Raw genomic sequence first — 24,626 nt, forward strand, 5'->3', positions numbered from 1 at the left:
CTCAGTCGGACGGGCAGGACGTCCCGGCCGCCGGCATCCGGCCGTCCACCAGGAACCCGGCCACCGCGTCCCGGACACAGCCGCTCTTGTCGTACGCGGTGTGCCCGCCGCCCTCCCGGGTGAGCAGCACCCCGTGCTCCAGCCCGGCGGCCAGCCGCTGCGCCCAGACGTACGGGGTGTCCGGGTCCTCGGTGGAGCCGATCACCAGGATCGGCGCGCTGCCCGGCGCCCGGATCACCCGCGCCGGCTCGGGCGAGCGGAACGGCCAGGAGCGGCAGTCCGGGTCGAGCAGAGTGCCGACCGGGGCGTGTCCGCTGGTCAGCGGGGCGCGGGTGGCGAGTTCGGCGAGGTCCGCGCGCAGTTCCGGCTCCGGGGGCGCCGGCGGGCCGTCCACGCAGGAGATGGCGGCGAAGGCGTCGGCGGCGGTCCGGTAGCCGCCGTCCTCGGTGCGGCCGTCGGCCTCGTCGGCGAGGGCGAGCAGGCCGTCGGCCCCGCCCCCGGTGACGGCCGGCTCGATGGCCTCGCGCAGCCGGGGCCAGGAGCGGCGGCCGTCGGAGAGCGCGTTCAGGATGGCGTTCCAGCCGAGGGCCGCGGTGAGGCTGCGGCCGTCTCCGGTGCGCAGCGGGTGGTCGCGCAGGCCGTCGAGGAAGCGGGCGAGGCGCTGCGGGGCGGTGGCCGGGTCGGCGCCGAGCGGGCAGGCCTCGCGCTCCTCGGTGGCGCAGCCGGCGGCGAAGGCCCGGAAGCCCGCCTCGGCGGCGGCGGCCTGTTCGAGGCCGAGCCGCCCCGGGTCGGCGCCGTGGTCGACGGCGCCGTCGAGGACGAGCCGGCCGGTGTGCCCGGGGAACTCCTCGGCGTAGCGCGCGCCGAGGTGGGTGCCGTAGGAGAAGCCGAGGAAGTCGAGCTTGGATTCGCCGAGGGCGCCGCGCAGCACGTCGAGGTCGCGGGCGGTGTCGCGGGTGCCGAGGTGCGGCAGCAGGTCGGCGTGCCGGGCCTGGCAGGCCTGGGCGAGGACCTTGCCGTGGTCGTAGCCGGGGTCGTCGGTGGTGTTCCACTCGTCGCGGGTGCGGTCGTCCAGGCAGTGGACGGGGGTGGTGTCACCGGAGCCGCGCGGGTCGAAGCCGACCAGGTCGTACCGGTCGTGCAGCGGGCCCTGGAACCCCTGCCAGCCCCACCGGACCATCGCCGTACCGGAGTTGCCGGGGCCGCCGGGGTTGAGCACCAGGGCGCCCAGGCGCCGCCGCCGGTCGGCGGCGGGCACCCGGGCGAGGGCGACGTCGACGGTGGGGCCGCCGGGGTCGGCGTAGTCCAGCGGGACCTTGAGGTCGGCGCACTGGACGGTGCCGTCCTGGTCCGGGCAGGGCTGCCAGTCGATCCGCTGGTCGTGGAACGCGCGCAGGGCCGGGGCGACGTCGGCGGCGGCCCGTCCGTCCGGTGGCGTCCGGTCACCTCCGCCGCCGGTACAGCCGCTGAGCAGCACGAGCGCGAGGGCGGGCAGCGCGCGCCGGGAGAGCCGGGGAAACCGGGGAGGCCGGAGCGCCGGGGGAAGGGGCGACCGGGGAAGCCGGGAGATCATCGGGGCCACCGCCCACGAATACCATCCGGCCGCCCCCGCGCGCATCGTCTCCGCCCTCTCACGACGTGGATTTAACGTTTCGTCAGCCGCCGCACTGCTGAAGCATGGCCTTCTTGTCGGCCTCGGTGACGGGCAGCTGGTACTTCAGCGAGACCTGGGCGAAGCGCACCGCGTAGGAGCAGCGGATCTCGGTGTTGGCGGGCAGCCAGTTGGCCGGGCCGGAGTCGCCCTTGGAGGCGTTCTGCGAGCCGTCGGCGGGGATCAGGTTGAGCGGGTCGTTGGCGATCTGGACGCGCTTGAGCTTCTCCCACTTGCTGGCGCCCATCTGCCAGTCGTAGGAGAGCGGCATCACGTGGTCGATCTGTATCTTGGTGGCCTGCTGCTTGGTCCACTGGACGGTCTTACCGGTGTACGGGTCCCAGATGGTCATCGCGGTGACCGTGCAGTCCGAGCCGTCCTTGTGCTCGACGGCCGTGCCGTCCCGGGCGAGCAGGTCGTTGCGGGTGTCGCACTTGTTGCCGCCGAACGGGACGCCCTCGACGTTGTCCGTCCAGGCCGGGCCGAACTCGTTGCGGTCGTAGCCGTCCTTGGCGCCGACGGCGGCGGTGGTGACCTTGGCGATGACGTCCCGGCCGGCCTTCTGCTCCTCGGGGGTGGTCAGCGGCGCCAGGCCGGGCTTGGTGCCGTCCGGGTTCAGCAGCGGGCTGGTGCCCTTCCCCCCGGCGGGCGCGGCGGTGCCGCCGTCGGCCTTCGAGTCGGCCGGCTTGTGGTCGCGGCCGCCGATCAGCCAACCGACCAGCGCGAGCGCGCATATCAGGAACACGGTGGCAGCGGACATCTTGGTACGGCGGGCGGGCACGGAGAACTCCCGGGGTCAGGGGCGGGGTGACGGCGAACCAGCAGATCAGCCACCCCAAGAGAAGGTCAAGCCGACGCCACGTGCGGCCCCGCAGCATGTCGAAGCTCACACCGGCTCAGCTCCCCCCTCCGGGCCGCCTCCGTGCGGGCCGGGGCCCCGAACGGGCAGGCTGGCCCCATGCAGAGCGCCGCCCCGACACCCACAGCCCCGACACCCACAGCCCTGACACCCGCCGCCCTGACACCCGCCGCCCTGACACCCGCCGATCGAGAGCCCGCCGCCGGACCCGCCGCCGGACCGGCCGCCGGACCGGTCGCCGCCCTGGTCCTCGCCGCCGGGGGCGGGCGGCGCCTCGGCGGGCGGCCCAAGGCCCTGATCCGGTACGGCGGCCGGCTGCTGGTGGAGCACGCGGCGGCGGTGGCCCGGGCCGGCGGCTGCGCGGAGGTCACGGTGGTGCTGGGCGCGGAGGGCGATCGGGTGCGCTCCACCGCGTTCCTGCCGGGCTGCCGGCTGGTCGGCAATCCGGACTGGGCGCGGGGCATGGGCTCCTCGCTGCGGGCCGGCCTGGCCGCGCTGGCCCCGCGCACCCCGGCGGTGCTGGTGCTGCTGGTGGACACTCCGGGCGTCACCCCGGCCGCGGTGGCCCGGCTGCTCGCCGCCCACCGGGCGGGCGCCGAACTGGCCGCGGCGGCCTACCACGGACGGCGCGGGCACCCGGTGCTGATCGGCGCCCGGCACTTCGCCGAGGCGGCGGCCGGCGCCCGTGGCGACGCCGGCGCCCGCGCGCTGCTGGCGGCCCACCCGGCGGAACTCGTCCTGGTCGAGTGCGCCGACATCGCCACCCCGGACGACCTCGACACCCCCGCCGATCTGGCCCGCTGGTCCGCCGGCCCGGCCCGCTGATCGTCCGGCCGACCGCCCCGGCCGGACATCCCCCTCGGGAAGGAGCCCGATCCCGGCCACGAGGCCGAGTCTCCCTGATCCGACCCTGAGGATTGCCCCATTCCGCGCCCGGCGCCGGACATTTCGGGGAGCATGGAAATCGCCCGACTTCACCCGACACCGACGGACGGAGCCCGCGATGGCAGGACTGCCCGACGACTTCACCGGACACGACCCCACGCGGCAGGGGCCCGGCGGTGGCGCCCGGGCGATCCGCTGCCCGGCCTGCCGCCGCGAGCACCTCTACGAACCGCCCTCCCTCCCCTGCCCGTGCGGCGCCTCGCTCAAGGTGCCGCTGCTGCGCGGCGGGGTGCCGGTACAGGTGCGCTTCCGCTCCTGGGAGGACTCCTGGCTGAGCATGCGCTGTCCGCACTGCGGCCGCTCCGACCAGTGGCCGCAGCCCGAGTTCACCTGCAACTGCGGCGCCACCGTCCGGCTCCCGGTGGACCGCACCACCCGGCTGGGCACCGGCACCGCCGCCCCGCTCGCCGCCCCCGGCCCGCAGGCCGCCCGCCCGTACCCGGCCCACCCGGCGAGCGCGCCGGCCCCGGCCCCGCCCGCACCGCCCTCGGCCGGTCGCGCCCGCCCGTTCCGCCACCGCGCGCCGTTCCGCCCGCACCCGGTGCGCACCTCGCAGGACGCGGTGTTCACCGCCGCCCGCTACCTGGAGTGGCTCGGCTTCGACGACCTGGAGCTGACCGAGGCCCAGGAGCGCGACGGCGTCACCCTGCTCGGCAGCCGGATGGTCGCCCAGGTGGACACCTGGACCGAGCCCGCCGACGTGAAGTCGGTCGAGTGCCTCTGGCTCCAGACCCTGCACGCCGAGGAGATGGCCGCCGCGATGTTCACCCTCGCGGGTTATTCGCACCAGGCCACCGTGCGCGGCGAACAACTGCTGGTCGCCCTGTTCAGCCTGGACCTGGCGGGTGTGCCGCAGCCCGCGAACGGCGCCGCCGAGGCCCTGATGGAGACCGGCTGGACGTCCTGACCCACCGGGCGGCCCCGCCCGGGCACGCCGCGATCACTCCACTAGATCATTTCTCCTCCGAAATCAACAACCTTCGCTCGTGATCTGGTGCACAAGCTCACCCCCGTGTTGAATTGCCGCCACAGCGCGGGCCTTTCGCCCCGCCGTCGCGATGTGCACGGGTCGCGGCGGCGGGGCCCCAGGGGTTGGTCCGTGCCCTTGCCGGATGGCGCACACAAGGAGGTGGCGTTGTCGGAGCACGGATGGGACCCGAGCGGCCCGGACGGCCGGGGGCGGGCGGCACCGGAGGAGCCGGGTGACACCGTGTGGCGGCTACGGTCCCGGGGGTGCTGGCAGGAGGCCGCCGACCTGCTGCGACCGGCCGCCGAACACGACCCGGCAGCCGCCCTCGGACGGGCCGAACTCCTCATCGAGCGGTGCCTGTTCACCGCCGCCCACTGGACCCAGGCGGAACAGGCGCTGCGCCTGGCGGAGGCGCTGGCCGCCGGAACCGAGCAGCGCGCGGCCGCCGCCTGCGCCCGCGGCTTCCTCGCGTACGTGGCGAGCGTGCTCGGCCCACGGGACCGGCTGGACGAGGCACAGGCCGCGCTCGGCCGCACCTCGGCCCTGCTGCCGCCGGACGCCCCGGGCCGCCCGCTGCTGGACTTCCGGCGCGGACTGGTCGCCGAGAACCTGCTGCGCGACCGCGGCGCCGCCTGGATCGCCTACCGCCGGGCGCACGACGGCGCCGGCGAGCGCGGGGACGAACTGCTGCGCTCGTACACCTGGCGCCACCTGGCCGCGCTGGCGCTCTCCCGAGGGGACCGCGGCAACGCCCGGGAGGGCTTCGACGCCTCGCTGCGGCTGCGCGAGCAACTCGGCTTCACGGTGGGGGTGGCACCGGCGCTCGCGGCGCTCGCCGAGGTGTCCGAGCCGGCCGAGGCCGCGCGGCTGCGCGCCGAGGCGAGCCGGCTGGTGGCGGCACTGGGCGGAGTGCCGGTCTGGCTCGCGCGCCAGCTGGGCGCGGCCCGCGCGCCGGGGCCTCCCCCGGACGGGCGCATCGCGAGCGAGACCGGGGGAGCAATCAGCTAAGGTGAGGCTAACCTGGCCGGGGCGAGCAGTGCCCCGGCCGGGTCAGCCTTGCCGTTCCCCGGGCACCGCCATGCCCCGGTCCGGCCGCGCCCGGCACGCCACCGGGCACCGCCGGGCGGACCATGGGCGCCCCGGTCGACCCGATGGGGCCGCCCATGACCGCGAGCAGCACCCGGCCCGGCCCCGCGCCGCGCGCCCCCCGCGCCACCGGGACGCGCACCCCCGTCCCCGCACCCGCCGCCCCCATCACCCCGGGCGCCCCCTCGTACCACCGGATCTCCGCGCTCACCCCCGTCCTGACGGTGCGCTGCGCCCCGCCCCGCGACGGCGGAGGCCGGATGTCCGCCGCCGACCTCGCCACCCGCCCCGAGGCGGTGCGCGAGCTGATCGCCCACGACGCCCGGCGGGGCCTCGCCCGCTACGGGCAGCCGCTGCGCCCGGACGTCGCGGCCGGGTTCGGGCTGCACCGCTTCGTCTGGCCGGTCTCGCTGCTGTTCACGCTGCCGTGGTTCCTGGAGCGCCGCGTCCCGCTGCTCGGCGTCGACGACGTCTCGCTGCGCCGGCGCTCCGACGGCGTCGAACTCACCGTCCGCGCCGCGGAGTTCGTCTGCCTGCCGGAGGACCCGGCGGCCGGCTCCGGCCCGGCCCGGACGGCACCGGACGAACCGGCGCTGGGTGCCGAACTGCGGTCCGCGCTGGGCACCTTCCTGGCCCCGGTGCTGACCGCCTTCGGCCCGGAGGCGCGGCGCGGGCCCCGGGTGCTGTGGGCGATGGCCACCGACGCCGTGGTGGAGGGGCTCTGGTTCGCGGGCGGACTGCTCGGGGAGCGGGAGCGGGCGCGCGCCGAACTGGCCGCGCTGCTGGCGCCCGGCGCGGACGGCGGGCCCGGCCCGGCCCCCTTCACCCCGGGCGCCGGCTTCGCGCCTCCGGCGGCCGCGGGCGAGAACGCTCCCCGCCCGGACCGGTCCCGGGCGAGCTGCTGCCTCGTCTACACGGCGGAACCGGCGGACATGTGCGACGGCTGTCCGCGGCTCGCCCGACGCTGACCAACGCCCGTCGCCGGCCCACGCCCGACGCCGGCCCACGCCCATCCGCCCGCCCGTTGTCGAAGCGGGCGTCCCCGGGTGCGCCGCGGCACACCCGCGACACCGCCGGGGACCGGCCCGGACGGGGGCTCAGGCCGCCGCCGCCCCCGTACCGCTGAGCTCGAACCACATCCGCTTGCCGGAACCCCGCGGCTCCACACCCCAGGAATCCGCCAGCGCCTCCACCAGCATCAGCCCCCGCCCGGACGAAGCCTGCTCCCCCGGCGTCCGACGGGTCGGCCAGAGGTCCGACTCGTCCTCCACCTCGACCCGCAGCCGGGCCCGGCCGCCGTCCCCGGCCGGCTCCCGGTAGAGCCGGGCGGTGAACATGGCGTCCCGGTCGGTGTGCCGGATCGCGTTGGTGACCAGCTCGGAGGAGAGCAGCTCGGCGGTGTCGATGAACTCCGCCACGCCCCAGCGGCGCAGCGCGTCGCGCAGCTCGGCCCGGACCTCGGCGACCCGCGCCAGGTCGGCCTGGCCGATCCGGCGGCGCAGCTGCTGGGCGGCCAGGCCGCCGGCCGGGCCGTCCCAGCGCAGGAGCAGCAGCGCTATGTCGTCCTCGCGCTCGTTGGAGTCGGCCGCCTGGGAGGCGATCCGGTCGGCCAGCTCCTCCAGCGGGTCGCGGGCGGCCCGGGCGGCGTCCGGCAGCGGACGTGCGAGCGCCCGGGTGAGCCGGGCGATGCCCTCGTCCAGGTCCATGCCGCGTGCTTCGACCAGGCCGTCGGTGCAGAGCAGCACCGTCTCGCCCGGGTCCAGGCTGAACCGGGTGACCCGGTACTCCTGGTCCGGGTCGATGCCCAACGGCAGCCCGCCGGCGACCGGCACCACGGCGGCGGTGCCGTCGGCGCGGCGCACCACCGGGTCGAGGTGGCCGGCCCGGACGGCGTAGACCACGCCGTAGTCCACGTTGACCTCGGCGTAGGTGCAGGTCGCGAAGTGGTCGGTGTCCAGGTCGGCGAGGAAGCGGGAGGCGCGGGCCATCACCGCGGCGGGCGGGTGGCCCTCGGCCGCGTAGGCCCGCAGCGCGATCCGCAGCTGGCCCATGATCCCGGCGGCGTGCACGTCGTGGCCCTGGACGTCACCGATCACCAGGCCGACGTGCCCGCCGGGCAGCGGCACCACGTCGTACCAGTCGCCGCCGATCTGTAGGCCGGAGCCGGCCGCGAGGTAGCGCACGGAGGTCGTCACGCCGGGGATGGACGGGACGGTGCGCGGCAGCATCACCCGCTGGAGTCCGGCGGCCAGCTCGTGCTCGGCGTCGTGCAGCCGGGCCCGGGCCAGCGACTGGGCGACCAGCCCGCCCAGGGTGGACAGCAGGGTGCGCTCGTCCGTGTCCAGCTCGCGCTCGTCGTCGAAGCTGACCACGCAGACGCCGATCGCCCGGCCGCTGGCCACCAGCGGCAGGTACGCCCAGGAGCCCCGACCGCCGCGGCTGGTCGCCTCCCACACGTCGGGGTAGCCGTCGCGCAGTTCCTCGCGGGTCGAGACGAAGACCGGCGCGCGGTGCCGCAGCGACTCGGCGGCCGGGTGGCCGGGCGGCAGCACGGTGCGGTCCCGGACCACCAGCGTCTCGGCGCGGTAGCCGGAGGCGCCGAGGATCTGGGTGCGTCCGGCCTCGAAGGAGGCGAGCACCAGGCCGTCCGGCGGCAGTCCGGGCAGCGGCAGCTCGGTGAACACCCGGGCCACGTCACGCACGGTGACGGCCTCGGAGAGGGCGCGCGCCGCCTCCTTGATGAACCGGGAGCGCTCCGCCCGCAGCAGGGCCATCCGGTCGGCGTGGTCGCGCTTGTGCAGCTCGACGGTCGCGTCCCAGACGAAGCCGACCATCCGGGAGGCCCGGCCGAACGCGTCGGCGAGCACCCGGCCGCGGAAGCGCACCGCGCGCATGCCGTTCGCCCCGACCGTGCGGTAGTAGGCGCCGCACTGGCCCAGCTCGGCCACCGCGCGCTCGACCCGGCGGCGCACCACGGGCGCGTCCTCGGGGTGCAGCAGGGCCAGGAAGGAGCCGGCCGTGCGGTCGAAGCGGCCGCGCTCCAACGCGTCCAGTCCGACGATCGCGCAGGCCCGCTGGTCGCCCTCCAGGACGTCGCGGCGGATGTCCCAGTCGAAGGAGCCGATGCCGTTGGCGGCCATCGCGGGCTCCAGCCAGTCCGGCATGGTGTCCGCGGTGTCGGGCGGCAGTCCGCCGGAGAGCACCGGCGCCAGCCGGGCGGCGGCGAGGCTCGGGGACGGCCGGGCCGAGGCGCTGCGGCGCGACGGCTGCGCGGGCGGCCGGGCGCGGCCGGTCCCGGCGGTGGTGGGGCCGGTCACGGGCTGGCCGGAGGTGCGCCGTTCCACGGCACCCGGCTGCTCGGCCACCCTCGGCTCCACCGCTCTCGGCGCCGCGCCTCCGGTCTCGACGGCGCTCGCTTCCACCGTCCCGGGCTCCACGGTTCGCGGCGGCAGGGTTCGCGGCTGCGCCGTGCGCGGCTCGACGGCGGACGCCGCGCCGGGCGGAAGCGCCGGCCCCGACGACTCGGGATCAGTGGGCATGCTGCTCCTGCCGCTGCCGTGGCGGACCGCGCCGACCGTCCGGACGGGCCGCGTGGCGGTGTGATGGGTCGTGCTGGATAGGACGGTGCGCCGGACGGTGGCCAGTCGAGGTTCGGTCTCCCCGCTGCTTCCCGCACGTGGACACACATTCCCACCATCCTGGCCAATGTTCGGCCGAGCGGCAATGCCAACGGGCCGGAAATCTTGCGTTCCGCCTTCTGTTCAGGGCTTGCTTCGACAGCGAATCAATCGGCGTCGAACCATCGCACGGCCCTTCGAACGGCGGCGGCCGCGGCGACGCCGGCCGCGTGCCGGGCCCGGACGGACGGCGACGGAGCCGACGTGCCGGGCGGGCCTCAGGGCATGACGAGCTCGAACCAGGTGACCTTGCCGTCGCCGCGCAACTGCACGCCCCAGGAGTCCGCGAGCGCCTCGACCAGCAGCAGGCCGCGCCCCGAGGTCGCGTACTCGGCCTCCGGGCCGCGCCGGCGACCGGGCAGTCTGCTGGTGCCGTCCTGCACCTCGATGCGCAGCCGGTGGTCCGAGCCGAGCACCGCGTCGAAGACCGCGCCCTTGCCGGTGTGCAGCAGCGCGTTGGTGACCAGCTCGGAGGAGAGCAGCTCGGCGGTGTCGGACAGCTCCGGCACCCCCCAGTGGCTCAGCGCCGAACGCAGCCGCCGCCGGACCGCGCCCACCGCGACCAGGTCCGCCGGGTCGAGCGCGAGGTGCAGGCGCCGGTGCAGTGCGCACCCCGGAGCCGGGGCACCCGGCCGGGCGGTGCCCGTACTGACCGGCCCCTTGACCGGCCCGGACCGGTAGGCGTCGCCGGAACTCGTCCGCTGCCGCGGGAATCGCGACTGACCGTCCATCAACCCATGCCCCCGCCCTGAAATCCGGGCCCCCGCCTCCGGATCCCCCGCCGGTCGGGTGGCCCCCTGGTTCTGACCACTCATCCTCATGCCCAGTTGACGGCGTTTGCAACAGTGTGCGTCCGATCACGTGGGGTGAAAGGGGCACGGGGTGGTCCGCGTGATCCAACTGCCCGCGCCGGACAGGTTTGCGAAGCGCAGAGGCCGTATTCGAGGGCGCCGACACCCGATCCCGCGCACACCCGGCGCCCGTACGGACCGTGCGCCCGACCATGCGCCCGCCCGCGCTCCCGACCGCGCGCCCCCGGGCCCGCCCCGCCGCGCGCCGGGGGTTCCCCGCTCCGCCACGCACCGGAGTTCCCCACCCCCTCACCCCCGTCCCCCGCCCAGCAAGCCGAACCCGCGCACAGCGGCAACGCTGGACAGGGCGGCCCGCTGCGGGTTCAATGGCCCGAGATGTTTGAACGCCGTTCAAACATCGACCCGGGTGGCCCGCGAGGCCCCGACCCCCTCCCCGGCGACCGCGAGCGAGGAACCGTGCGACTGACCCCCACCGAGCGGGACCGGCTGCTGATCTTCACAGCAGCCGAACTGGCCCGCGCCCGCCGCGCCCGGGGGGTGCGCCTCAACATCCCCGAGGCCACCGCCCTGATCGCGGACACCGTCTGCGAGGCCGCCCGCGACGGCCGGCGCCTGGCCGAGGCCATCGAGGCCGGCCGCTCCGTACTGACCGCCGACGACGTGCTGCCCGGCGTGCCCGACGTGGTCACCGTCGTCCAGGTCGAGGCCGTCTTCGACGACGGCACCCGCCTCGCCGTCGTCAACGACCCGTTCAAGGGCGCCGGCTCGCTCGGCGACGAGGCCCCCGGCGGCGCGCTGATCGGCGACGGCACCGGCTACGACCCGGTCGAGGAGACCCTGCTGCTCCCCGTCCACAACACCTCCGGGGTGCCGATCTCCGTCACCTCGCACTTCCACTTCTTCGAGGCCAACCCGCGCCTGGCCTTCGACCGGGCCGCCGCCTACGGCACCCACCTGGCCGTCCCGGCCGGCTCCTCGGTGCGCTTCGACCCGGGCACCACCGTCGAGGTCGGCCTGGTGCCGATCGGCGGCAAGCGGGTCGCGATCGGCTTCGCGGGGCTCGTGGACGGCCCCCTGGACGCGCCCGGCGCGAAGGAGGCCGCCCTCGCGAAGGCCCGCGCCACCGGCTACCTGACCGGCTTCGACGACTCCGAGGTGCCCTCGTGACTTCGATCACCCCGCACGACTACATCTCCGTGCACGGCCCGCGCGCCGGGGACCGCGTCCGGCTCGGCGACAGCGGACTGATCGTCCGCGTGGAGTCCGACTCCCAGGCGCCCGGCGACGAGTTCCTGGCCGGCTTCGGCAAGACCGCCCGCGACGGCCTGCACCTCAAGCCCGCCGCCGTCCGGGACACCTGCGACGTGGTGATCAGCAACGTGCTGGTGATCGACGCCGTCCTGGGCATCCGCAAGACCTCGATCGGCCTGATCGGCGGCCGGATCGCCTCGATCGGACGGGCCGGCAACCCCGACACCCTCGACGGCGTGGACGTGGTCGTCGGCACCGGCACCACGATCGTCTCCGGCGAGGGCCTGATCGCCACCGCCGGCGCCATCGACACCCACGTCCACCTGCTCTCGCCGCGGATCATGGAGGCCTCGCTCGCCTCCGGCGTCACCACGATCATCGGCCAGGAGTTCGGCCCGGTCTGGGGCGTCGGCGTGAACTCGCCCTGGGCGCTGCGCCACGCCTTCAACGCGTTCGACGCCTGGCCCGTCAACATCGGCTTCCTGGGCCGCGGTTCGTCCTCCGACGAGGCCCCGCTGATCGAGGCGCTGGCCGAGGGCGGCGCGTCCGGCTTCAAGGTGCACGAGGACATGGGCGCGCACACCCGCGCGCTGGACACCGCGCTGCGGGTCGCCGAGGAGTACGACGTCCAGGTCGCCCTGCACACCGACGGCCTGAACGAGTGCCTGTCGGTCGAGGACACCCTGAAGGTCCTCGAAGGCCGGACCATCCACGCCTTCCACATCGAGGGCTGCGGCGGCGGGCACGTCCCGAACGTCCTGAAGATGGCGGGCGTGCCCAACGTCATCGGGTCCTCGACCAACCCGACACTGCCGTTCGGCCGGGACGCGCTCGGCGAGCACTTCGACATGATCGTCTCCGCCCACGACCTCAAGACCGACCTGCCCGGCGACGCCGCCATGGCCCGCGACCGCATCCGGGCCGGCACGATGGGCGCCGAGGACGTGCTGCACGACCTCGGGGTCATCGGCATCACCTCCTCCGACGCCCAGGGCATGGGCCGGGCCGGCGAGACGGTGCGCCGCACCTTCGCCATGGCCGGGAAGATGAAGGCCGAACTCGGCCCGCTCGACGGCGGCTTCGGCACCGTCGAGAGCAGCGACGACAACGAGCGGGTGCTGCGCTACATCGCCAAGCTCACCATCAACCCCGCCATCGCCCACGGCCTCGCGCACGAGGTCGGCTCGATCGAGGTCGGCAAGCTCGCCGACATCGTGCTGTGGCGCCCGGACCACTTCGGCGCCAAACCGCAGCTGATCCTCAAGTCCGGGTTCCCCGCGTACGGCGTGGTCGGCGACCCGAACGCCTCCACCGACCGCTGCGAACCGCTCGTCCTGGGACCGCAGTTCGGCGCCCACGGCGCGACCGCCGCCGACATCTCGGTGGCCTTCGTCGCCCAGGCCGCCGCCGACGGCTCCTACCTCGACCGCCCCGCCGACGGACTGCCCACCCGCCGCCGCCGGGTCGGCGTGCGGGGCACCCGCGGCATCGGGCCGCGCGACATGGTGCGCAACGCCCGCGTCGGCCACGTCGAGGTCACCGAGACCGGGCTGGTCTCCCTGGACGGCTCACCACTGCGCTCCGAACCGGCCGACAGCGTCTCACTCAGCCGCCTCTACTTCCTCTGACCCGCTTGGGACCCCGGCCCGCCCGGGACCCCGACCCGCTTAGGACTCCGCCATGACCACCGCCACCCCCGCCGCCCTCGGCTACCGGATGCCCGCCGAGTGGCACCCGCACGACCGCACCTGGATGGCCTTCCCCACCGCCAACCCCACCTTCGACGGCCCCGAGCAGCTGCACGCCGCCCGCCAGGCCTGGGCCGCCGTCGCCGACACCGTCGTCCGGTACGAGCCGGTGACGCTGATCGTCAACACCGGTGAGACGGCGGACGCCCGCCGGTACGTCTCCGAGAAGGTCGAGATCGTCGAGCGGCCGCTCGACGACGCGTGGATGCGCGACATCGGCCCCTCCTTCCTGATCGACGGCAAGGGCTCGCTGGCCGCCGCCGACTGGATCTTCAACGGCTGGGGCGCGCAGTCCTGGGCGCGCTGGGACAAGGACCAGCACATCGCCGAGCACATCAGCGAACTGACGGAGGTTCGGCGATTCGCCTCCCGGCTGATCAACGAGGGCGGCGGCATCCACGTCGACGGCGAGGGCACGGTGCTGGTCACCGAGACCGTCCAGCTCGGTGAGGGCCGCAACGCGGACTGGACCAAGGAGCAGGTCGAGGCCGAGCTGCACGCCTTCCTCGGCACCACCAAGGCGATCTGGCTGCCGCGCGGACTCACCCGCGACTACGACGAGTTCGGCACCCGCGGGCACATCGACATCGTCGCCTCCTTCGTCCGCCCCGGCGTCGTGGTCGCCCACGTCCAGCCCGACCCCTCGCACCCGGACCACAAGGTCTGCCGCGACCTCGTCGCCGTCCTGCGCGCCTCGACCGACGCCCAGGGCCGGCCGCTGGAGGTCATCGAGGTACCCGCCCCCACCGTCGTGCTGGACGAGGACGGCGAACCGGTCGACTACTCCTACATCAACCACTACGTGGCCAACGGCGCGGTCGTCCTCTGCGCCTTCGACGACCCGCGCGACCAGGAGGCCGCCGGCATCCTCGCCGAGGCCTACCCGGGCCGCACCGTCGAACTCGTCGACGCCCGCGAGATCTTCGCCAACGGGGGCGGTGTCCACTGCATCACCCAGCAGCAGCCCAAGGCGCTCTGACCGCCGGGACCGGCCCCACCCGGGCGGGCGCCCCGCGCGCCCGCCCGGGTAGCCTTCCGAGCCCCGCCCACCGAGGAGATCCGCAGATGGCCGACCCCCGCCCGCGCCGGCCCGCGCGCCCCCGCGAGGAGGTCTTCGCCACCGCCCGGGCCGCGATCGCCGAACACGGACTCGCCAAACTCACCATGGCCGGGCTCGGCAAGCAGCTCCAGATGAGCGCCGGACACCTGCTCTACTACTTCGGCAGCAAGGACCAACTGCTGCTGGAGACCCTCCGCTGGAGCGAGGACCAGCTCGGCACCCGCCGCCGCGAGACCCTCACCGACCACGCCCTCGACCCCTGGCGACGGCTCGACGCCTACCTGCGCCTCTACCTGCCGGAGGGAGCGGGCGACCCGCGCTGGATCCTCTGGGTCGAAGTGTGGGGCCGCTCCCCCGCGAGCGCCGAGATCCGCCAGGGCCAGCAGGAGATCGAGGCGCCCTGGCAGGCCGACCTGGTCACCCTCATCGAGGAGGGCACCGCCACGGGCCACTTCACCCCGGGCCCCGCCGCCGACCGCGCCCTGCAGATCCGCGCCCTGCTCGACGGCCTCTCCGTCCCCATCGCCATCGGCCTCCCCGACGCCGACCGCCCCGCCGCCCTCGCTCAGGCCACCGCCGTCACGAACATCCTCCTGCGCACCTGAGCCACCTCGCGCACGAGTCGGACTCGCCGCCGAACCGGAAGTCGACCGGGTCGGCTTCCCGCGCGGCAGGTCGGGCGGAGGCCGCTCCCGGGGGCGGGGTCACTCGGGTGGGGTCACTCGGGCGGGTTCACTCGGTCCAGACGCCGACGGCGGTGCGGTCGTCGGCGTAGCCCTTGGCACGGACCTGGACCTGGCGGAGGAAGTCCACGGTGCCCGGGGGATGGGGATGGGCCCAGTGGGTGGAGAGGAAGTGGGCGACGGCCGGCTCGTCGGCGACGGGCCGGGCGAGGCCCGGGGTGCAGAGCAGGAGTATGTCGCCCGGGGTCGCCGGGACGAGCCGGAAACGAAACGGGCGCGGGCCCGGGACCGGGGCGTCGGACACCGGCGGCTGACCGTCCGGGTGGTGCAGCAGACGAGCCGCGTAGGCGTCGATCCAGTGGCCGGAACGCAGCAGGTAGAGCCCTCCCGGGCCGACACCGAAGGCCGCGCGGTAGCCGGCCTCCGGGTCCAGCGAGACCAGCAGGCAGTGCAGCGAGGCCGGGGACGGGGTGCCGTCCCCCTCCTTCCCGGGCGCCAGGGCCCGCAGCGGGGCGGCCGCGCCGGTGGCCAGGCGCTGGAGGCCGTAGCGGAGCCGGTCGCGGGCGCCGTCGCGCAGGTCGGCGGCCAGGCCGGCCCGGCTGCGCCCGATCGCGGCGGCGAGCTGGTGGCAGGCCTCCCCGGTGGCCGCCGCGACCGCCTCCGGGGTGACCGTCCCGTCCTCGGCGCCGCCGGTACGGTCCAGGCCGCCGAGGACGGCGAGCAGCAGACCGTCGGCGCCCTCGCCGAACCGGGTGACCAGCAGGGCGTCGCGGCGCGGCTCTCCCCGGTAGCGGGCGGAGTCACCCCGGACGGAGGCGGCGCGCAGCACGGACGCCCCGTACTGCGCGCCCTCCAGCACGGTGTCGGGGACGACCGCGCGCAGGGCACCCGGGTCCGCCTCGGGTACGGCCGTCGGCTCGGGCCCGTACGTCGGAGGGCGTTCGCCGACGTGCGGGACGGCCGCGCCACCGTCGGCGAGCGGGGCGCGGATGGACAGCCGGGGGTCGGTGACGGCCGCGGTCGGGGGTGACGGCTCCGGGTCGGGTTCCGGGGTGTGGACGGGCTCGGGCTCGGGGGTGACGGCGACGGCGACGGCGGGGGTCTCGGGTTCCGCGGGTGCCGCGGGTTCGCCGACGGCCTCGGGTTCGCTGACGGCCTCGGGCCCCTCGGCAGCGACCGGCTCGGGCTCGGGCGCCGGTTCGGGCTTCTCCAACAGGACCGGTACGGCCTCCGGCTCCGGTACGGGCTGGGACACCGGCTCCGGCTCCGGCTCCGGCTTCAACTCCGGCTCCGGTACGGGCCTCAACTCCGGCTCCAGCTCCGGCTCCGGCGCCGGCTCCTTCGGTGCGCCGTCGGCGGAGGCCGGGGCCGGGAACCGGTGGGTCTCCGAGGAGGTCCGCTGCCGTCCGATCCCGGACGCTCCGCCGATCACCCCGACCGCCGTGTCGAACCAGTCGTCCACGCTGCCGTCCCCCGGGTCGGCGTGCGGGGTGTCGGGGAGGGTGCCCGCCGGACCGTCGTAGACGGCGTCCCACCAGCCGTCGTCCGGCCGGTGCGGCTGTGCGGGTGCACCCTGCTTGCTCATCTGGCGGCTCCTGGTCGTTCCGTGGTCGCGCCGCCCCCGGGCGGGCCGGGCTGGACGACATTGTTCTCCACCTGCGACGACCCTGTCCGGGTTTCGACGACAACCGGTCACCCACCGGAAAGTCCCGGCCACCACCCTCACCAGGCGCTTCGCCGGCCCCTCCGCGGGTGCGTCACCCGTTCGTCCGCTTCCGTTCCGTCCGTGCTTGCCGGATGTGTCCGGAGCAGGGCGTTTCCTGGCCATCCGGGTGTGTCGGCCGCGGAAAATGGGGGCCGATGGGGGGCATCGCATCACTCGTTCGGCTGATTAAATGTCCGCATGACCGCGTCGGCCCCCAGCTCGCCCCGACCGGGGAGGGCCGCGTCCGCGGGCCGCCCGGCAGCCGGGCTGTTGGTGTTGCTGCTCGTCACCTTGCTGACGCTGCTGCCGTGCGCGGGCCCGGCGAAGGCCGCGGACGGCCCCGGCCGTCCGACGTCGCCCCAGGCCGTGGCGAGCGCCGTCACCGTCGTCAGCGTGGTCAGCGTCCAGGTCGCCACCGGGCAGACCTCCCGCCCCGGCCGCGCCGCGAAGGTCGCCAAGTCCACGGGGCCCACGGAGCACCACCGGACGGCCGAGGAGCAGGGGCACTGGATCCTCTGCACCGCCGACGGCCAGCCGCCGCGCAACAACGGCTGCTCCAGCCACCCGTACTGCCCACAGGACGCCCAGCTGCCGAACCCGCCGCCGCAGCCGCAGCCCGCGGTGTCACCGCTCACCCCGGCCGCGCCCGAGGCGCCGCACCGGGTGGTGCCCGCCGGCCTGCTGGACGGCTCTCACCCGGTACCCGACCTGCACGAACTCCAAGTCCACCGGTCCTGAGCGGGGCCCGCCGTCGGCACGTCCGCCGACGGTTCCGCCCTTCCGCTCACTCCACCTGACCGCCGCCACCGACCGGTGCGGCGGGGACAAGGACGACCATCATGGGTTCCGCTTCCAAGCAGTCCAACAAGCCCGGCGGCAAGCAGCAGCCCGGCGACCGTCGCGCCCGGATCGCCGAACTGCGCGCCGCCGAGCAGCGCCGCGACCGCCGCAACAAGATCATCGCCTCGGTGGCGGCCGGCGTGCTGGTGATCGGCGCGATCGCCACCGGCACCTGGATCGTCATGGACCAGAGCCAGAAGAAGAAGGACAAGGAAGCCGCCGCCAACGCGGACATCCCGGGCGTGAAGACCTTCGGCGAACTGAGCCGGACCCACGTCAAGGAGAAGGTCACCTACCCGATGACCCCGCCGGTCGGCGGCGACCACAACGCGATCTGGGCGGACTGCATGGCCCACGTCTACGACCAGCCGCTGGAGAACGAGCGCGCCGTCCACTCGCTGGAGCACGGCGCGGTCTGGGTGACGTACAACAGCAAGGCCACCCCGGACGACATCAAGCTCCTCTCCGACAAGGTCAAGAAGACCCCGTACTCGATGATGAGCCCGTACCCGGACGAGCAGGGCACCATCACCCTGAACGCCTGGAGCACCCAGCTGACCGTGGACAACGCGAGCGACCCGCGGGTGGAGGAGTTCTTCACCAAGTACGTCCAGGGCAAGCAGACCCAGGAGCCGGGCGCCTCCTGCACCATGGGGCAGATGTGACCGCCGACGCGGGCCGCCCGGACGGGGCCTCCCCGGAACCGGTGGCGGACTCCGTCGAGGCGGGCGGCGGCGCCCACCGTCGGCGCGTGTGGTGGCCGGCCGCGCTGGCCGCCGCCGTGGCACTGGCGCTCGGGGTCCCGGCCCTGGTGGCGAGCGGGAGCTCGGCGTCCGGCTCGTCCACGCTGTCCGTCCCGGCGGACGACTCGCCCGAGGCCGGGTTCGCCCGCGACATGGCGACCCACCACCAGCAGGCGGTGGACCTGTCGTTCGTCGTCCGGGACCGCACCTCCGACGAGCCGACCCGCACCCTGGCCTTCGACATCATCAACACCCAGGCCAACCAGCGCGGGATGATGATGGGCTGGCTGGACCAGTGGGGCCTGTCCCAGCACGCGCCCGCCGCCCCGATGGTGTGGATGAAGATGGGCCACGAGTACCAGGCCCACGACGGTTCGCTGATGCCGGGCATGGCCACCAACACCCAGATCGCGAAGCTGCGCACGCTCAGCGGGCGGGACGCCGAGGTGTTCTACCTCCAGCTGATGATCGAGCACCACAAGGGCGGCGTCGAGATGGCCCAGGGCTACGTCGACATGGCCAAGAACGAGTCGGAGAAGCGGCTCGCGCAGTCGATGGTGATCGCCCAGTCCTCCGAACTGGAGCTGATGACCGACATGCTCAAGGAACGCGGCGCCGCTCCCGGCGTGCCCGCCTCCTGAGCGGTCTCCCGCACGCCCCGCACGTTCCGCACGTTCCCCGGACGGCCGGGGCGCCGGCGGGGACGGTCCCGTACCGCCCCCGCCGCGCCCCGGCCGTCCCCGCTTTCCTGCTTCCTGCTTCCTGGAGAACCTCCGCATGACCACCGACGCCCCCTGGCTGATCGCCGGACTGGGCAACCCCGGCCCCTGGTTCCGGCTGACCAGGCACAACGCGGGCTTCCTGGCCGTGGACCGGCTGGCCGAGCGGCACGGCACCCGGTTCCGCCGGCGCGGCCTCGCCACCCTGGTGGCCGAGATCGGCGTCGACGGCCACCGGGTGCTGCTGGCCAAGCCGCTGTGGTGGTCCATCAACCTGTCCGGTCGCCCGGTCGCCGGACTGCTGCGTCGCCACGGCGTCCCGGTCGAGCGACTGGTGGTGGTGCAGGACGACCTGGACTTCCCGTACGGCTCCGCCCGGCTCAAGCGCGGCGGCGGGCCCGGTGGCCACAACGGGGTCCGCTCGGTGGGCGAGGTGCTCGGCACCCGGGACTTCGTCCGCCTGCGGTTCGGCATCGGCCGGCCGCCGAAGGGCCAGAGCGTCGGGGACTTCGTGCTGAAGAAGTTCTCGGACGAGGAACTAGCCACCATGCCAGGCGAGTTGGACCGCTGTGCGGACGCCCTGGAGACGCTGGTGCGGCGCGGCCTGAACCGGGCCCAGGACGCCCTGAACGCCCCGGCCGGGAGCTGAGGAGGCCCGAGCGGCTGTTCGCGGGCCGCGAAGATCCGGGTGCGGCCGAACTCGGGCGGCCGGCACGGCCGTTGGATGAGGAATTCGCGCGCCGCGCGGGCCTCGCCGCCGCACGGCTTCGGACCCGAACCGGCCTCAGCGCCGGACGGGCCGGGTGAGCAGCGCGGCCGCCGCCGCGACGGCGGCGAGGACGAACAACACCGTCCGCCCACCGGACGCGGCGCCCGCCAGGTGGACACCGAGGACGGACAGCGCCATGCCGAGCGCCGTACCGAGACTGCGCGCCATGTTCACCATGCCGCCGCCGACCGCCGAACACTGCGCCGGTATCGCCCGCATCACCAGTGCGTTGTTGGCGGGCAGCAGCAGACCCAGCCCGTAGCCGGCGACCAGCAGCGGGGCCGCCGCCACGCCCGAGGCCGGCAGCAGGGCGAACAGCAGCAGTCCGGCCGCCGCGGTCAGCGCGCCGAAGCGGCACCTGGTCACGTCCGACCAGCCCCGGGGCAGCAGTCCGCCGCCGACCGTCGCGGCGAACGCGAACGCGGCGGGCAGCAGGGTGATCACCAGGCCCGCGCGGGCCGTCGACATGCCCGCACCGGTGAGCAGCACCGGTCCCAGCACCAGCGGGCAGAACAGCAGCAGGTAGCCGATCAGGGCGACCAGCAGACCCGAGCGCACGCCCGGGGTGTTGACCAGTCCGGGTGCCAGGATCGGCCGGGCGGCCCGCCGCTCCTGGCGCACCAGCGCCAGGGTCAGGGTGGCGGAGGCGAGCAGCAGCGCGGCCACCGCCCAGCCGGGCAGGGGCAGGCCGGAGGCGGTGGACAGGGCGAGCAGCAGCGCGGTGGTCGCGCCGGTGAGCAGCAGCATGCCGGGCAGGTCGAAGCGGGCGTCGTCCCGACGAGCCGGGGCCGGGGCCGGGGCCAGGGCCGGAGCCGGGGCCGGGGCCGGGGCGCGCCTCCGGGGCGACGGGACAGCTGCGGGAACGGGCGCGGGGACGCGGGCCGGGGCGCGGGCCGGAACAGGGGCCGGGGCGGTCGCCGTCCGGGTGCGGGGCAGCAGGAACCAGCCGGCCAGGATGCCGAACACCGCGATCGGCACGTTGACCCAGAACACCCAGCGCCACGAGGCGTGTTCCACCAGCAGTCCGCCGAGGCTCGGCCCGAGCGCCAGGCCGAGGCCCTGGGCGGAGGCCTGGATGCCGAGCGCGCGCCGCATCGCGTGCTCCGGGACACCGCGCGCGACCAGGGCGACGCTGTTGGCCTGCATCATCGCGGCGCCGACCGCCTGGACCGCCCGGCAGCCGACCAGCTCCCAGAGGCCGCCGGCGAATCCCGCACCGAGCGAGGAGAGGCCGAAGACCGCGAAGCCGCCGATGTACATGGTCTTGCGGCCGACCAGGTCGGACAGCCAGCCGACGGGCGCCAGCAGGGCGACCAGGACCAGCAGGTAGGCGAGGGCGACCCACTCGACGGCGGCGAAGCTCGCGTCGAAGTGCCGGCCGAGTGCGGGGAAGACCAGCGCGATGACGCTGGCGTCGAGCTGGCCGAGGAAGGCGCCGAGGCAGACCGTGCCGACGGCCAGCCAGTGGGCGTGGGGCCAGCCGGCGACGCCGCGAGGCCTGGGCCGTTCGCTGAGCAGCCGCGAGGCAAGGGCGGTGGCGTTCATGTCACGAATATATCGGATACAGATATGTTCTCTCTACGAGCAGATCGCTCTACGACATGATGCGTTCCACGGTGCGGACGGCGCCGGACGGACGCCGTGACGAACCCCGCGACAGACACCTGCGACGGACCCCGAACGCCGGCCCCGAACGCCGACCCCGAACCTCCGCGACAGAGCCCCGACACAGCGCGGCGCCGGGGCCCGAACCGGCCGCCGAACCACCCCGTACCAGGAGATACGCTGTCCGCCATGCCGTCGTCACCACACGTTCCCGACCCCGCCAACGGAAGCCCCGACCCGGCGGTCGAGCAGGCCCGGCGGCTGACCGACACCGTCACCCGGCTGCGCCGCGCGCTGCGCAGCAGCATCCGCACCGACTACCCGTGGGAGTCCCTGCCCATGGCGCAGGTCGAGCTCCTCCAGACGCTGGCCGCCGCACCGCTGCGGGTCGGCGAGCTGGCCGCGCGGCAGCGGCTCGCGCCCAACACCGTCAGCGGGCTGGTCGGGAAGCTGCTCGAAGCCGGGTTCGTGGACCGCCAGGCCGACCCCGGCGACCGCCGCACCGCCCGGATCGCCCTCACCCCGGCGGGACGGCGACAGCTGGACGACTGGCAGAGCGCCCACGAGCGCCGGATCGCCGCCGCGCTCGGCACCCTCGCCCCGGCCGACCGCTCGGCGGTCATCGGCGCCCTGCCCGCGCTGGAGCAGCTCGCCCGCGCCCTGGCCCAGCCGGGCACCGGCGGCGACCTCCCACCGGGCGCCGGCGGCGAGGGACCGGCCGCCGCCGGAGAGGGCCCGGCGGCCGAGTAAACCGCTGGTGACCGTGGCGCTCCCGGAGTTACCGTCCCCGGCATGAGTACCGCCGACGTACGGATCGAGCCCTGGACGGACGACGACCTCGCGCTGCTGCGCCGCGTCAACACCCCGGAGATGAAGAAGCACGTCGGCGGGCCGGAGAGCGAGGAGCAGGTGCTCGTACGGCACCGGCGCTACCTGGACTTCGTCCCGTCCGAGCTCGGCCGCATGTACCGGATCGTGCTGCTGCCCGAGGAGGAGGCGGTCGGCACCGTCGGCTACGGCACCCGGACCTGGGAGGGTCGGACCGTCCACGAGATGGGGTGGAACGTGCTCCCCGGCTTCCAGGGCCGAGGCATCGCGGTCGCCGCCACCCGGGCCGCCGTCGCGGCAGCCCGCCACGAGGCCGCCCACCGCCACCTGCACGCCTTCCCCTCGGTGGACAACCCCGCCTCCAACGCGGTCTGCGCGAAGGCCGGGTTCACACTGCTCGGCGAGACGGACTTCGAGTTCCCGCCCGGACGGATCATGCGCAGCCACAACTGGCGGGTGGATCTTCGGGGTTGAGCATCCGGCACAGTTGGGCATCCGGCACGGGCGACCATCCGGCGGGGGCGGTCAGAACAAGGTGCCGCCCTCCAGGTCCAGCAGCCAGCGCTTGCGGTCCACCCCGGCGGCGAAGCCGGTGAGCGCTCCACCGGCGCCCAGCACCCGGTGGCAGGGCCGCACGATCAGCAGCGGGTTGGCGCCCACCGCGCCGCCGACCGCCCGGACCATGCGCGGCTCCTGCCCGGCCAGCTCGGCGAGTTCGCCGTAGGTGACGGTCTTGCCGTACGGGATCTCGTCCAGCGCGGCCCAGATCCTGCGACGGAATTCGGTGCCCTCCGGCGCGAGCGGGAGGTCGAAGTCGGTGCGCTTGCCGGCGAAGTAGTCGGTCAGCTGCGCCACCGGCTCGGCGAGTGCCTCCGGATCGGGGATCCAGTCGTCGGCGGGCTCGGCCAGCGCGTACTTCTGACCGGGCGCGGTGACGGTCGCCAGCGCGGCCGGTCCGCCGTCCTCGGGCAGCACCCCGCTGAGCAGCAGCCGTCCGAAGGGGCTCTCCATGGTGGTGTAGACGATGGCGCTCATGCTCGGTCGTTCTCCGTTCCGGTGCTGGTACTGGCGGTGCTGGTACTGGCGGTGCTGGTGGCGGGGCCCGCCGCAGTGACGCCCCCTGGGCCGCCCGGGGCTCCGCTCGCGAGGCCGGCCCACAACCGGTGGACGGCGTAGGAGCGCCACGGGGCCCAGGCCTCGGCGGCGCGGGCGGCGGACTTCGGGTCGCCCGGGGCTCCGAGACGGAGCAGGCCGTGTTTGACGCCGACGTCGCTCGGCAGGAAGACGTCGGGGTCGGCCAGCGCCCGCATCCGCAGGTAGCCGACCGTCCACGGGCCGATGCCGGGCAGGTCCAGCAGCCGGGCGGCGGCCTCCTCCCGGTCGACCCCGCTGTCGAGGCGCACCACGCCCTCGGCCAGCGCGGCACACAGACCGGTGAGCGCGCGGCGGCGGGCGGCGGGCATCGCGAAGTCCTCGGGATCGGCGGTGGCCAGGGCCGCCGCGGTCGGGAAGAGCAGACGCAGGCCGCCGCTGGGCTCGGGCAGCAGGGCGCCGTACTTCTCGGCGAGCCGCCCCGCCAGGGTACGGGCGGCGCCGACGCTGATCTGCTGGCCGAGCACGGCGCGGACGGCGAGCTCGTGCGGGTCCACGTGGCCGGGCGAACGCAAGCCGGGGCGCTCGCGGACCAGCGGGCCGAGCAGCGGGTCGGCGCCGAGCTGGTCGTCGACCGCGACCGGGTCGGCGTCCAGGTCGAAGAGGATGCGCAGACGCTGGACGGCGGTCGGCAGGTCGCGCAGGTCCGTGAGCAGCAGCCGGCAGTCCAGCCAGCCGCGGGTGCGCGGCTGGCCCGGCGCCAGGCCGTCCACCTCGGCGATGCCATGGCCGTACGGGAGCGCGAGGGTGCGCCGGTAGGTGCGCACGCCGGGGCGCGCACCGGCGACGACCTCCTCCACGCCGGGGACGGCGCGCAGGGCGAGGAAGTCGATCAGGTGGTCGCTGTCGAGGGCGCCGCGGTAGGCGAGGCGCAGGGTGAGCCCACCGGCCGGGGTCGCCGTACGGCGGCCGGCGGCGACCTCGGTGCGCAGGCCGCTGGGGGTGCGGTCGTACACCTCGCGCACGGTGTCGTTGAACTGGCGGACGGAGGCGAAGCCGGCCGCGAACGCGATCTCGGTGACGGGCAGTTCGGTGGTCTGCAGGAGCAGACGGGCGGTCTGCGCGCGGCGGGCGCGGGCCAGCGCGATCGGGCCGGCGCCCAGCTCGGCGGTCAGCTGGCGTTGCAGCTGCCGGGAGCTGTAGCCGAGGCGAACGGCCAGGCCGGCGACGCCCTCCCGGTCCACCACGCCGTCGCCGATCAGCCGCATCGCCCGGCCGACCAGGTCGGCGCGGTGGTTCCACTCGGGCGAGCCCGGCACGGAGTCGGGGCGGCAGCGGCGGCAGGCACGGAAGCCGGCCCCCTGGGCGGCCGCGGCGCTGGGGTAGAAGACGCAGTTGACGCGCTTGGGAGTCACCGCGGGGCAGCTCGGACGGCAGTAGATGCCGGTGGAGGTGACCGCCGTGAAGAAGACCCCGTCGAAGCGGGCGTCTCGGCTGTCCACGGCTCGGTACCGGATGTCGTCGTCGATCACGTTGTCCAGTCTGCGGCACCGGGCGGGGGGTGACTGGCGGAAATCGGACAT

At 75.2% G+C, this 24,626-nt stretch carries 22 protein-coding genes; 14 read left to right on the top strand and 8 right to left on the bottom strand.

The window, feature by feature from the left end; translation table 11 throughout:
* Position 1 precedes the first annotated feature (1 nt).
* Positions 2-1,573 carry an alpha/beta hydrolase gene (locus ACFRMQ_RS16875; protein ID WP_380731226.1) on the bottom strand — a complete coding sequence of 524 codons (1,572 nt, stop codon included), beginning with the start codon at positions 1,571-1,573 and terminating at the stop codon, positions 2-4.
* Between the two features lie 82 nt (positions 1,574-1,655).
* Complete coding sequence (locus ACFRMQ_RS16880) at positions 1,656-2,411, bottom strand: HNH endonuclease family protein (protein ID WP_380731227.1); 756 nt, start codon at positions 2,409-2,411, stop codon at positions 1,656-1,658.
* 342 nt (positions 2,412-2,753) lie between these two features.
* Here ACFRMQ_RS16880 and ACFRMQ_RS16885 point away from each other — a divergent pair, with 342 nt between their 5' ends.
* The 4 genes from ACFRMQ_RS16885 to ACFRMQ_RS16900 all read left to right on the top strand — a co-directional run bounded on the left by ACFRMQ_RS16885 (position 2,754) and on the right by ACFRMQ_RS16900 (position 6,479).
* Positions 2,754-3,335, top strand: coding sequence for an NTP transferase domain-containing protein (locus ACFRMQ_RS16885; protein ID WP_380731247.1), 582 nt, complete (start codon positions 2,754-2,756; stop codon positions 3,333-3,335).
* Between the two features lie 178 nt (positions 3,336-3,513).
* The gene (locus tag ACFRMQ_RS16890; protein WP_380731228.1) at positions 3,514-4,362 is read left to right on the top strand and encodes a hypothetical protein; all 849 of its coding nucleotides are present in this window, start codon (positions 3,514-3,516) and stop codon (positions 4,360-4,362) included.
* Positions 4,363-4,590: 228 nt separating this feature from the next.
* Complete coding sequence (locus tag ACFRMQ_RS16895) at positions 4,591-5,433, top strand: hypothetical protein (RefSeq protein WP_380731229.1); 843 nt, start codon at positions 4,591-4,593, stop codon at positions 5,431-5,433.
* A 155-nt stretch (positions 5,434-5,588) separates the two neighbouring features.
* A complete protein-coding gene (locus ACFRMQ_RS16900) occupies positions 5,589-6,479 on the top strand; it encodes a (2Fe-2S)-binding protein (RefSeq protein ID WP_380731230.1) in 891 nt (296 codons plus the stop codon).
* Positions 6,480-6,608: 129 nt separating this feature from the next.
* Here the strand turns inward: ACFRMQ_RS16900 and ACFRMQ_RS16905 are convergent, their stop codons facing one another.
* Together ACFRMQ_RS16905 and ACFRMQ_RS16910 are read right to left on the bottom strand one after the other, a co-directional pair.
* Positions 6,609-9,050, bottom strand: coding sequence for a SpoIIE family protein phosphatase (locus tag ACFRMQ_RS16905; protein WP_380731231.1), 2,442 nt, complete (start codon positions 9,048-9,050; stop codon positions 6,609-6,611).
* 356 nt (positions 9,051-9,406) lie between these two features.
* Positions 9,407-9,919: an ATP-binding protein gene (locus tag ACFRMQ_RS16910; protein WP_380731232.1), complete on the bottom strand. Its 513-nt coding sequence runs from the start codon at positions 9,917-9,919 to the stop codon at positions 9,407-9,409.
* Between the two features lie 537 nt (positions 9,920-10,456).
* Here ACFRMQ_RS16910 and ACFRMQ_RS16915 point away from each other — a divergent pair.
* From ACFRMQ_RS16915 to ACFRMQ_RS16930, 4 genes are all read left to right on the top strand, one after another.
* Positions 10,457-11,167, top strand: a complete 711-nt coding sequence (locus ACFRMQ_RS16915) for an urease subunit gamma (protein WP_380731233.1) — start codon at positions 10,457-10,459, stop codon at positions 11,165-11,167.
* Positions 11,164-12,879: an urease subunit alpha gene (locus ACFRMQ_RS16920; protein WP_380731234.1), complete on the top strand. Its 1,716-nt coding sequence runs from the start codon at positions 11,164-11,166 to the stop codon at positions 12,877-12,879. Before ACFRMQ_RS16915 ends, ACFRMQ_RS16920 begins: the two co-directional genes overlap by 4 nt.
* Positions 12,880-12,931: 52 nt before the next feature.
* Entirely contained in the window at positions 12,932-13,978 is a 1,047-nt protein-coding gene (locus ACFRMQ_RS16925) for an agmatine/peptidylarginine deiminase (protein ID WP_380731235.1), read from the top strand.
* Positions 13,979-14,064: 86 nt separating this feature from the next.
* Positions 14,065-14,664, top strand: a complete 600-nt coding sequence (locus tag ACFRMQ_RS16930; protein ID WP_380731236.1) for a TetR/AcrR family transcriptional regulator — start codon at positions 14,065-14,067, stop codon at positions 14,662-14,664.
* A gap of 127 nt (positions 14,665-14,791) precedes the next feature.
* On the opposite strand, the gene ACFRMQ_RS16935 is transcribed toward ACFRMQ_RS16930, so the two are convergent.
* Positions 14,792-16,327 (bottom strand): hypothetical protein, encoded by a 1,536-nt coding sequence (locus ACFRMQ_RS16935; protein ID WP_380731237.1) that lies wholly within the window; start codon positions 16,325-16,327, stop codon positions 14,792-14,794.
* A gap of 318 nt (positions 16,328-16,645) precedes the next feature.
* Between ACFRMQ_RS16935 and ACFRMQ_RS16940 the strand changes: the two genes are divergently transcribed.
* From ACFRMQ_RS16940 to pth, 4 genes are all read left to right on the top strand, one after another.
* The gene (locus ACFRMQ_RS16940) at positions 16,646-17,185 is read left to right on the top strand and encodes a hypothetical protein (RefSeq protein WP_380731238.1); all 540 of its coding nucleotides are present in this window, start codon (positions 16,646-16,648) and stop codon (positions 17,183-17,185) included.
* 101 nt (positions 17,186-17,286) lie between these two features.
* The gene (locus tag ACFRMQ_RS16945; RefSeq protein WP_380731239.1) at positions 17,287-17,952 is read left to right on the top strand and encodes a DUF3105 domain-containing protein; all 666 of its coding nucleotides are present in this window, start codon (positions 17,287-17,289) and stop codon (positions 17,950-17,952) included.
* Positions 17,949-18,671, top strand: a complete 723-nt coding sequence (locus tag ACFRMQ_RS16950) for a DUF305 domain-containing protein (RefSeq protein ID WP_380731240.1) — start codon at positions 17,949-17,951, stop codon at positions 18,669-18,671. Before ACFRMQ_RS16945 ends, ACFRMQ_RS16950 begins: the two co-directional genes overlap by 4 nt.
* Positions 18,672-18,807: 136 nt before the next feature.
* The gene (pth, locus tag ACFRMQ_RS16955; RefSeq protein WP_380731241.1) at positions 18,808-19,398 is read left to right on the top strand and encodes an aminoacyl-tRNA hydrolase; all 591 of its coding nucleotides are present in this window, start codon (positions 18,808-18,810) and stop codon (positions 19,396-19,398) included.
* A gap of 135 nt (positions 19,399-19,533) precedes the next feature.
* Here pth and ACFRMQ_RS16960 read toward each other — a convergent pair whose 3' ends face one another.
* Positions 19,534-21,063 carry an MFS transporter gene (locus ACFRMQ_RS16960; RefSeq protein WP_380731242.1) on the bottom strand — a complete coding sequence of 510 codons (1,530 nt, stop codon included), beginning with the start codon at positions 21,061-21,063 and terminating at the stop codon, positions 19,534-19,536.
* Positions 21,064-21,312: 249 nt separating this feature from the next.
* On the opposite strand from ACFRMQ_RS16960, the gene ACFRMQ_RS16965 reads away from it, so the two are divergent.
* A complete protein-coding gene (locus tag ACFRMQ_RS16965; protein ID WP_380731243.1) occupies positions 21,313-21,873 on the top strand; it encodes a MarR family winged helix-turn-helix transcriptional regulator in 561 nt (186 codons plus the stop codon).
* Between the two features lie 42 nt (positions 21,874-21,915).
* The gene (locus ACFRMQ_RS16970) at positions 21,916-22,425 is read left to right on the top strand and encodes a GNAT family N-acetyltransferase (protein WP_380731244.1); all 510 of its coding nucleotides are present in this window, start codon (positions 21,916-21,918) and stop codon (positions 22,423-22,425) included.
* A 51-nt stretch (positions 22,426-22,476) separates the two neighbouring features.
* Here ACFRMQ_RS16970 and ACFRMQ_RS16975 read toward each other — a convergent pair whose 3' ends face one another.
* A complete protein-coding gene (locus ACFRMQ_RS16975) occupies positions 22,477-22,986 on the bottom strand; it encodes a methylated-DNA--[protein]-cysteine S-methyltransferase (RefSeq protein ID WP_380731245.1) in 510 nt (169 codons plus the stop codon).
* Positions 22,983-24,626: a DNA-3-methyladenine glycosylase 2 family protein gene (locus ACFRMQ_RS16980; RefSeq protein ID WP_380731246.1), complete on the bottom strand. Its 1,644-nt coding sequence runs from the start codon at positions 24,624-24,626 to the stop codon at positions 22,983-22,985. The genes ACFRMQ_RS16975 and ACFRMQ_RS16980 overlap by 4 nt, the downstream gene beginning before the upstream one ends.

Origin of the sequence: Kitasatospora sp. NPDC056783, from assembly GCF_042789895.1 — a bacterium.
Lineage (GTDB): Bacteria > Actinomycetota > Actinomycetes > Streptomycetales > Streptomycetaceae > Kitasatospora.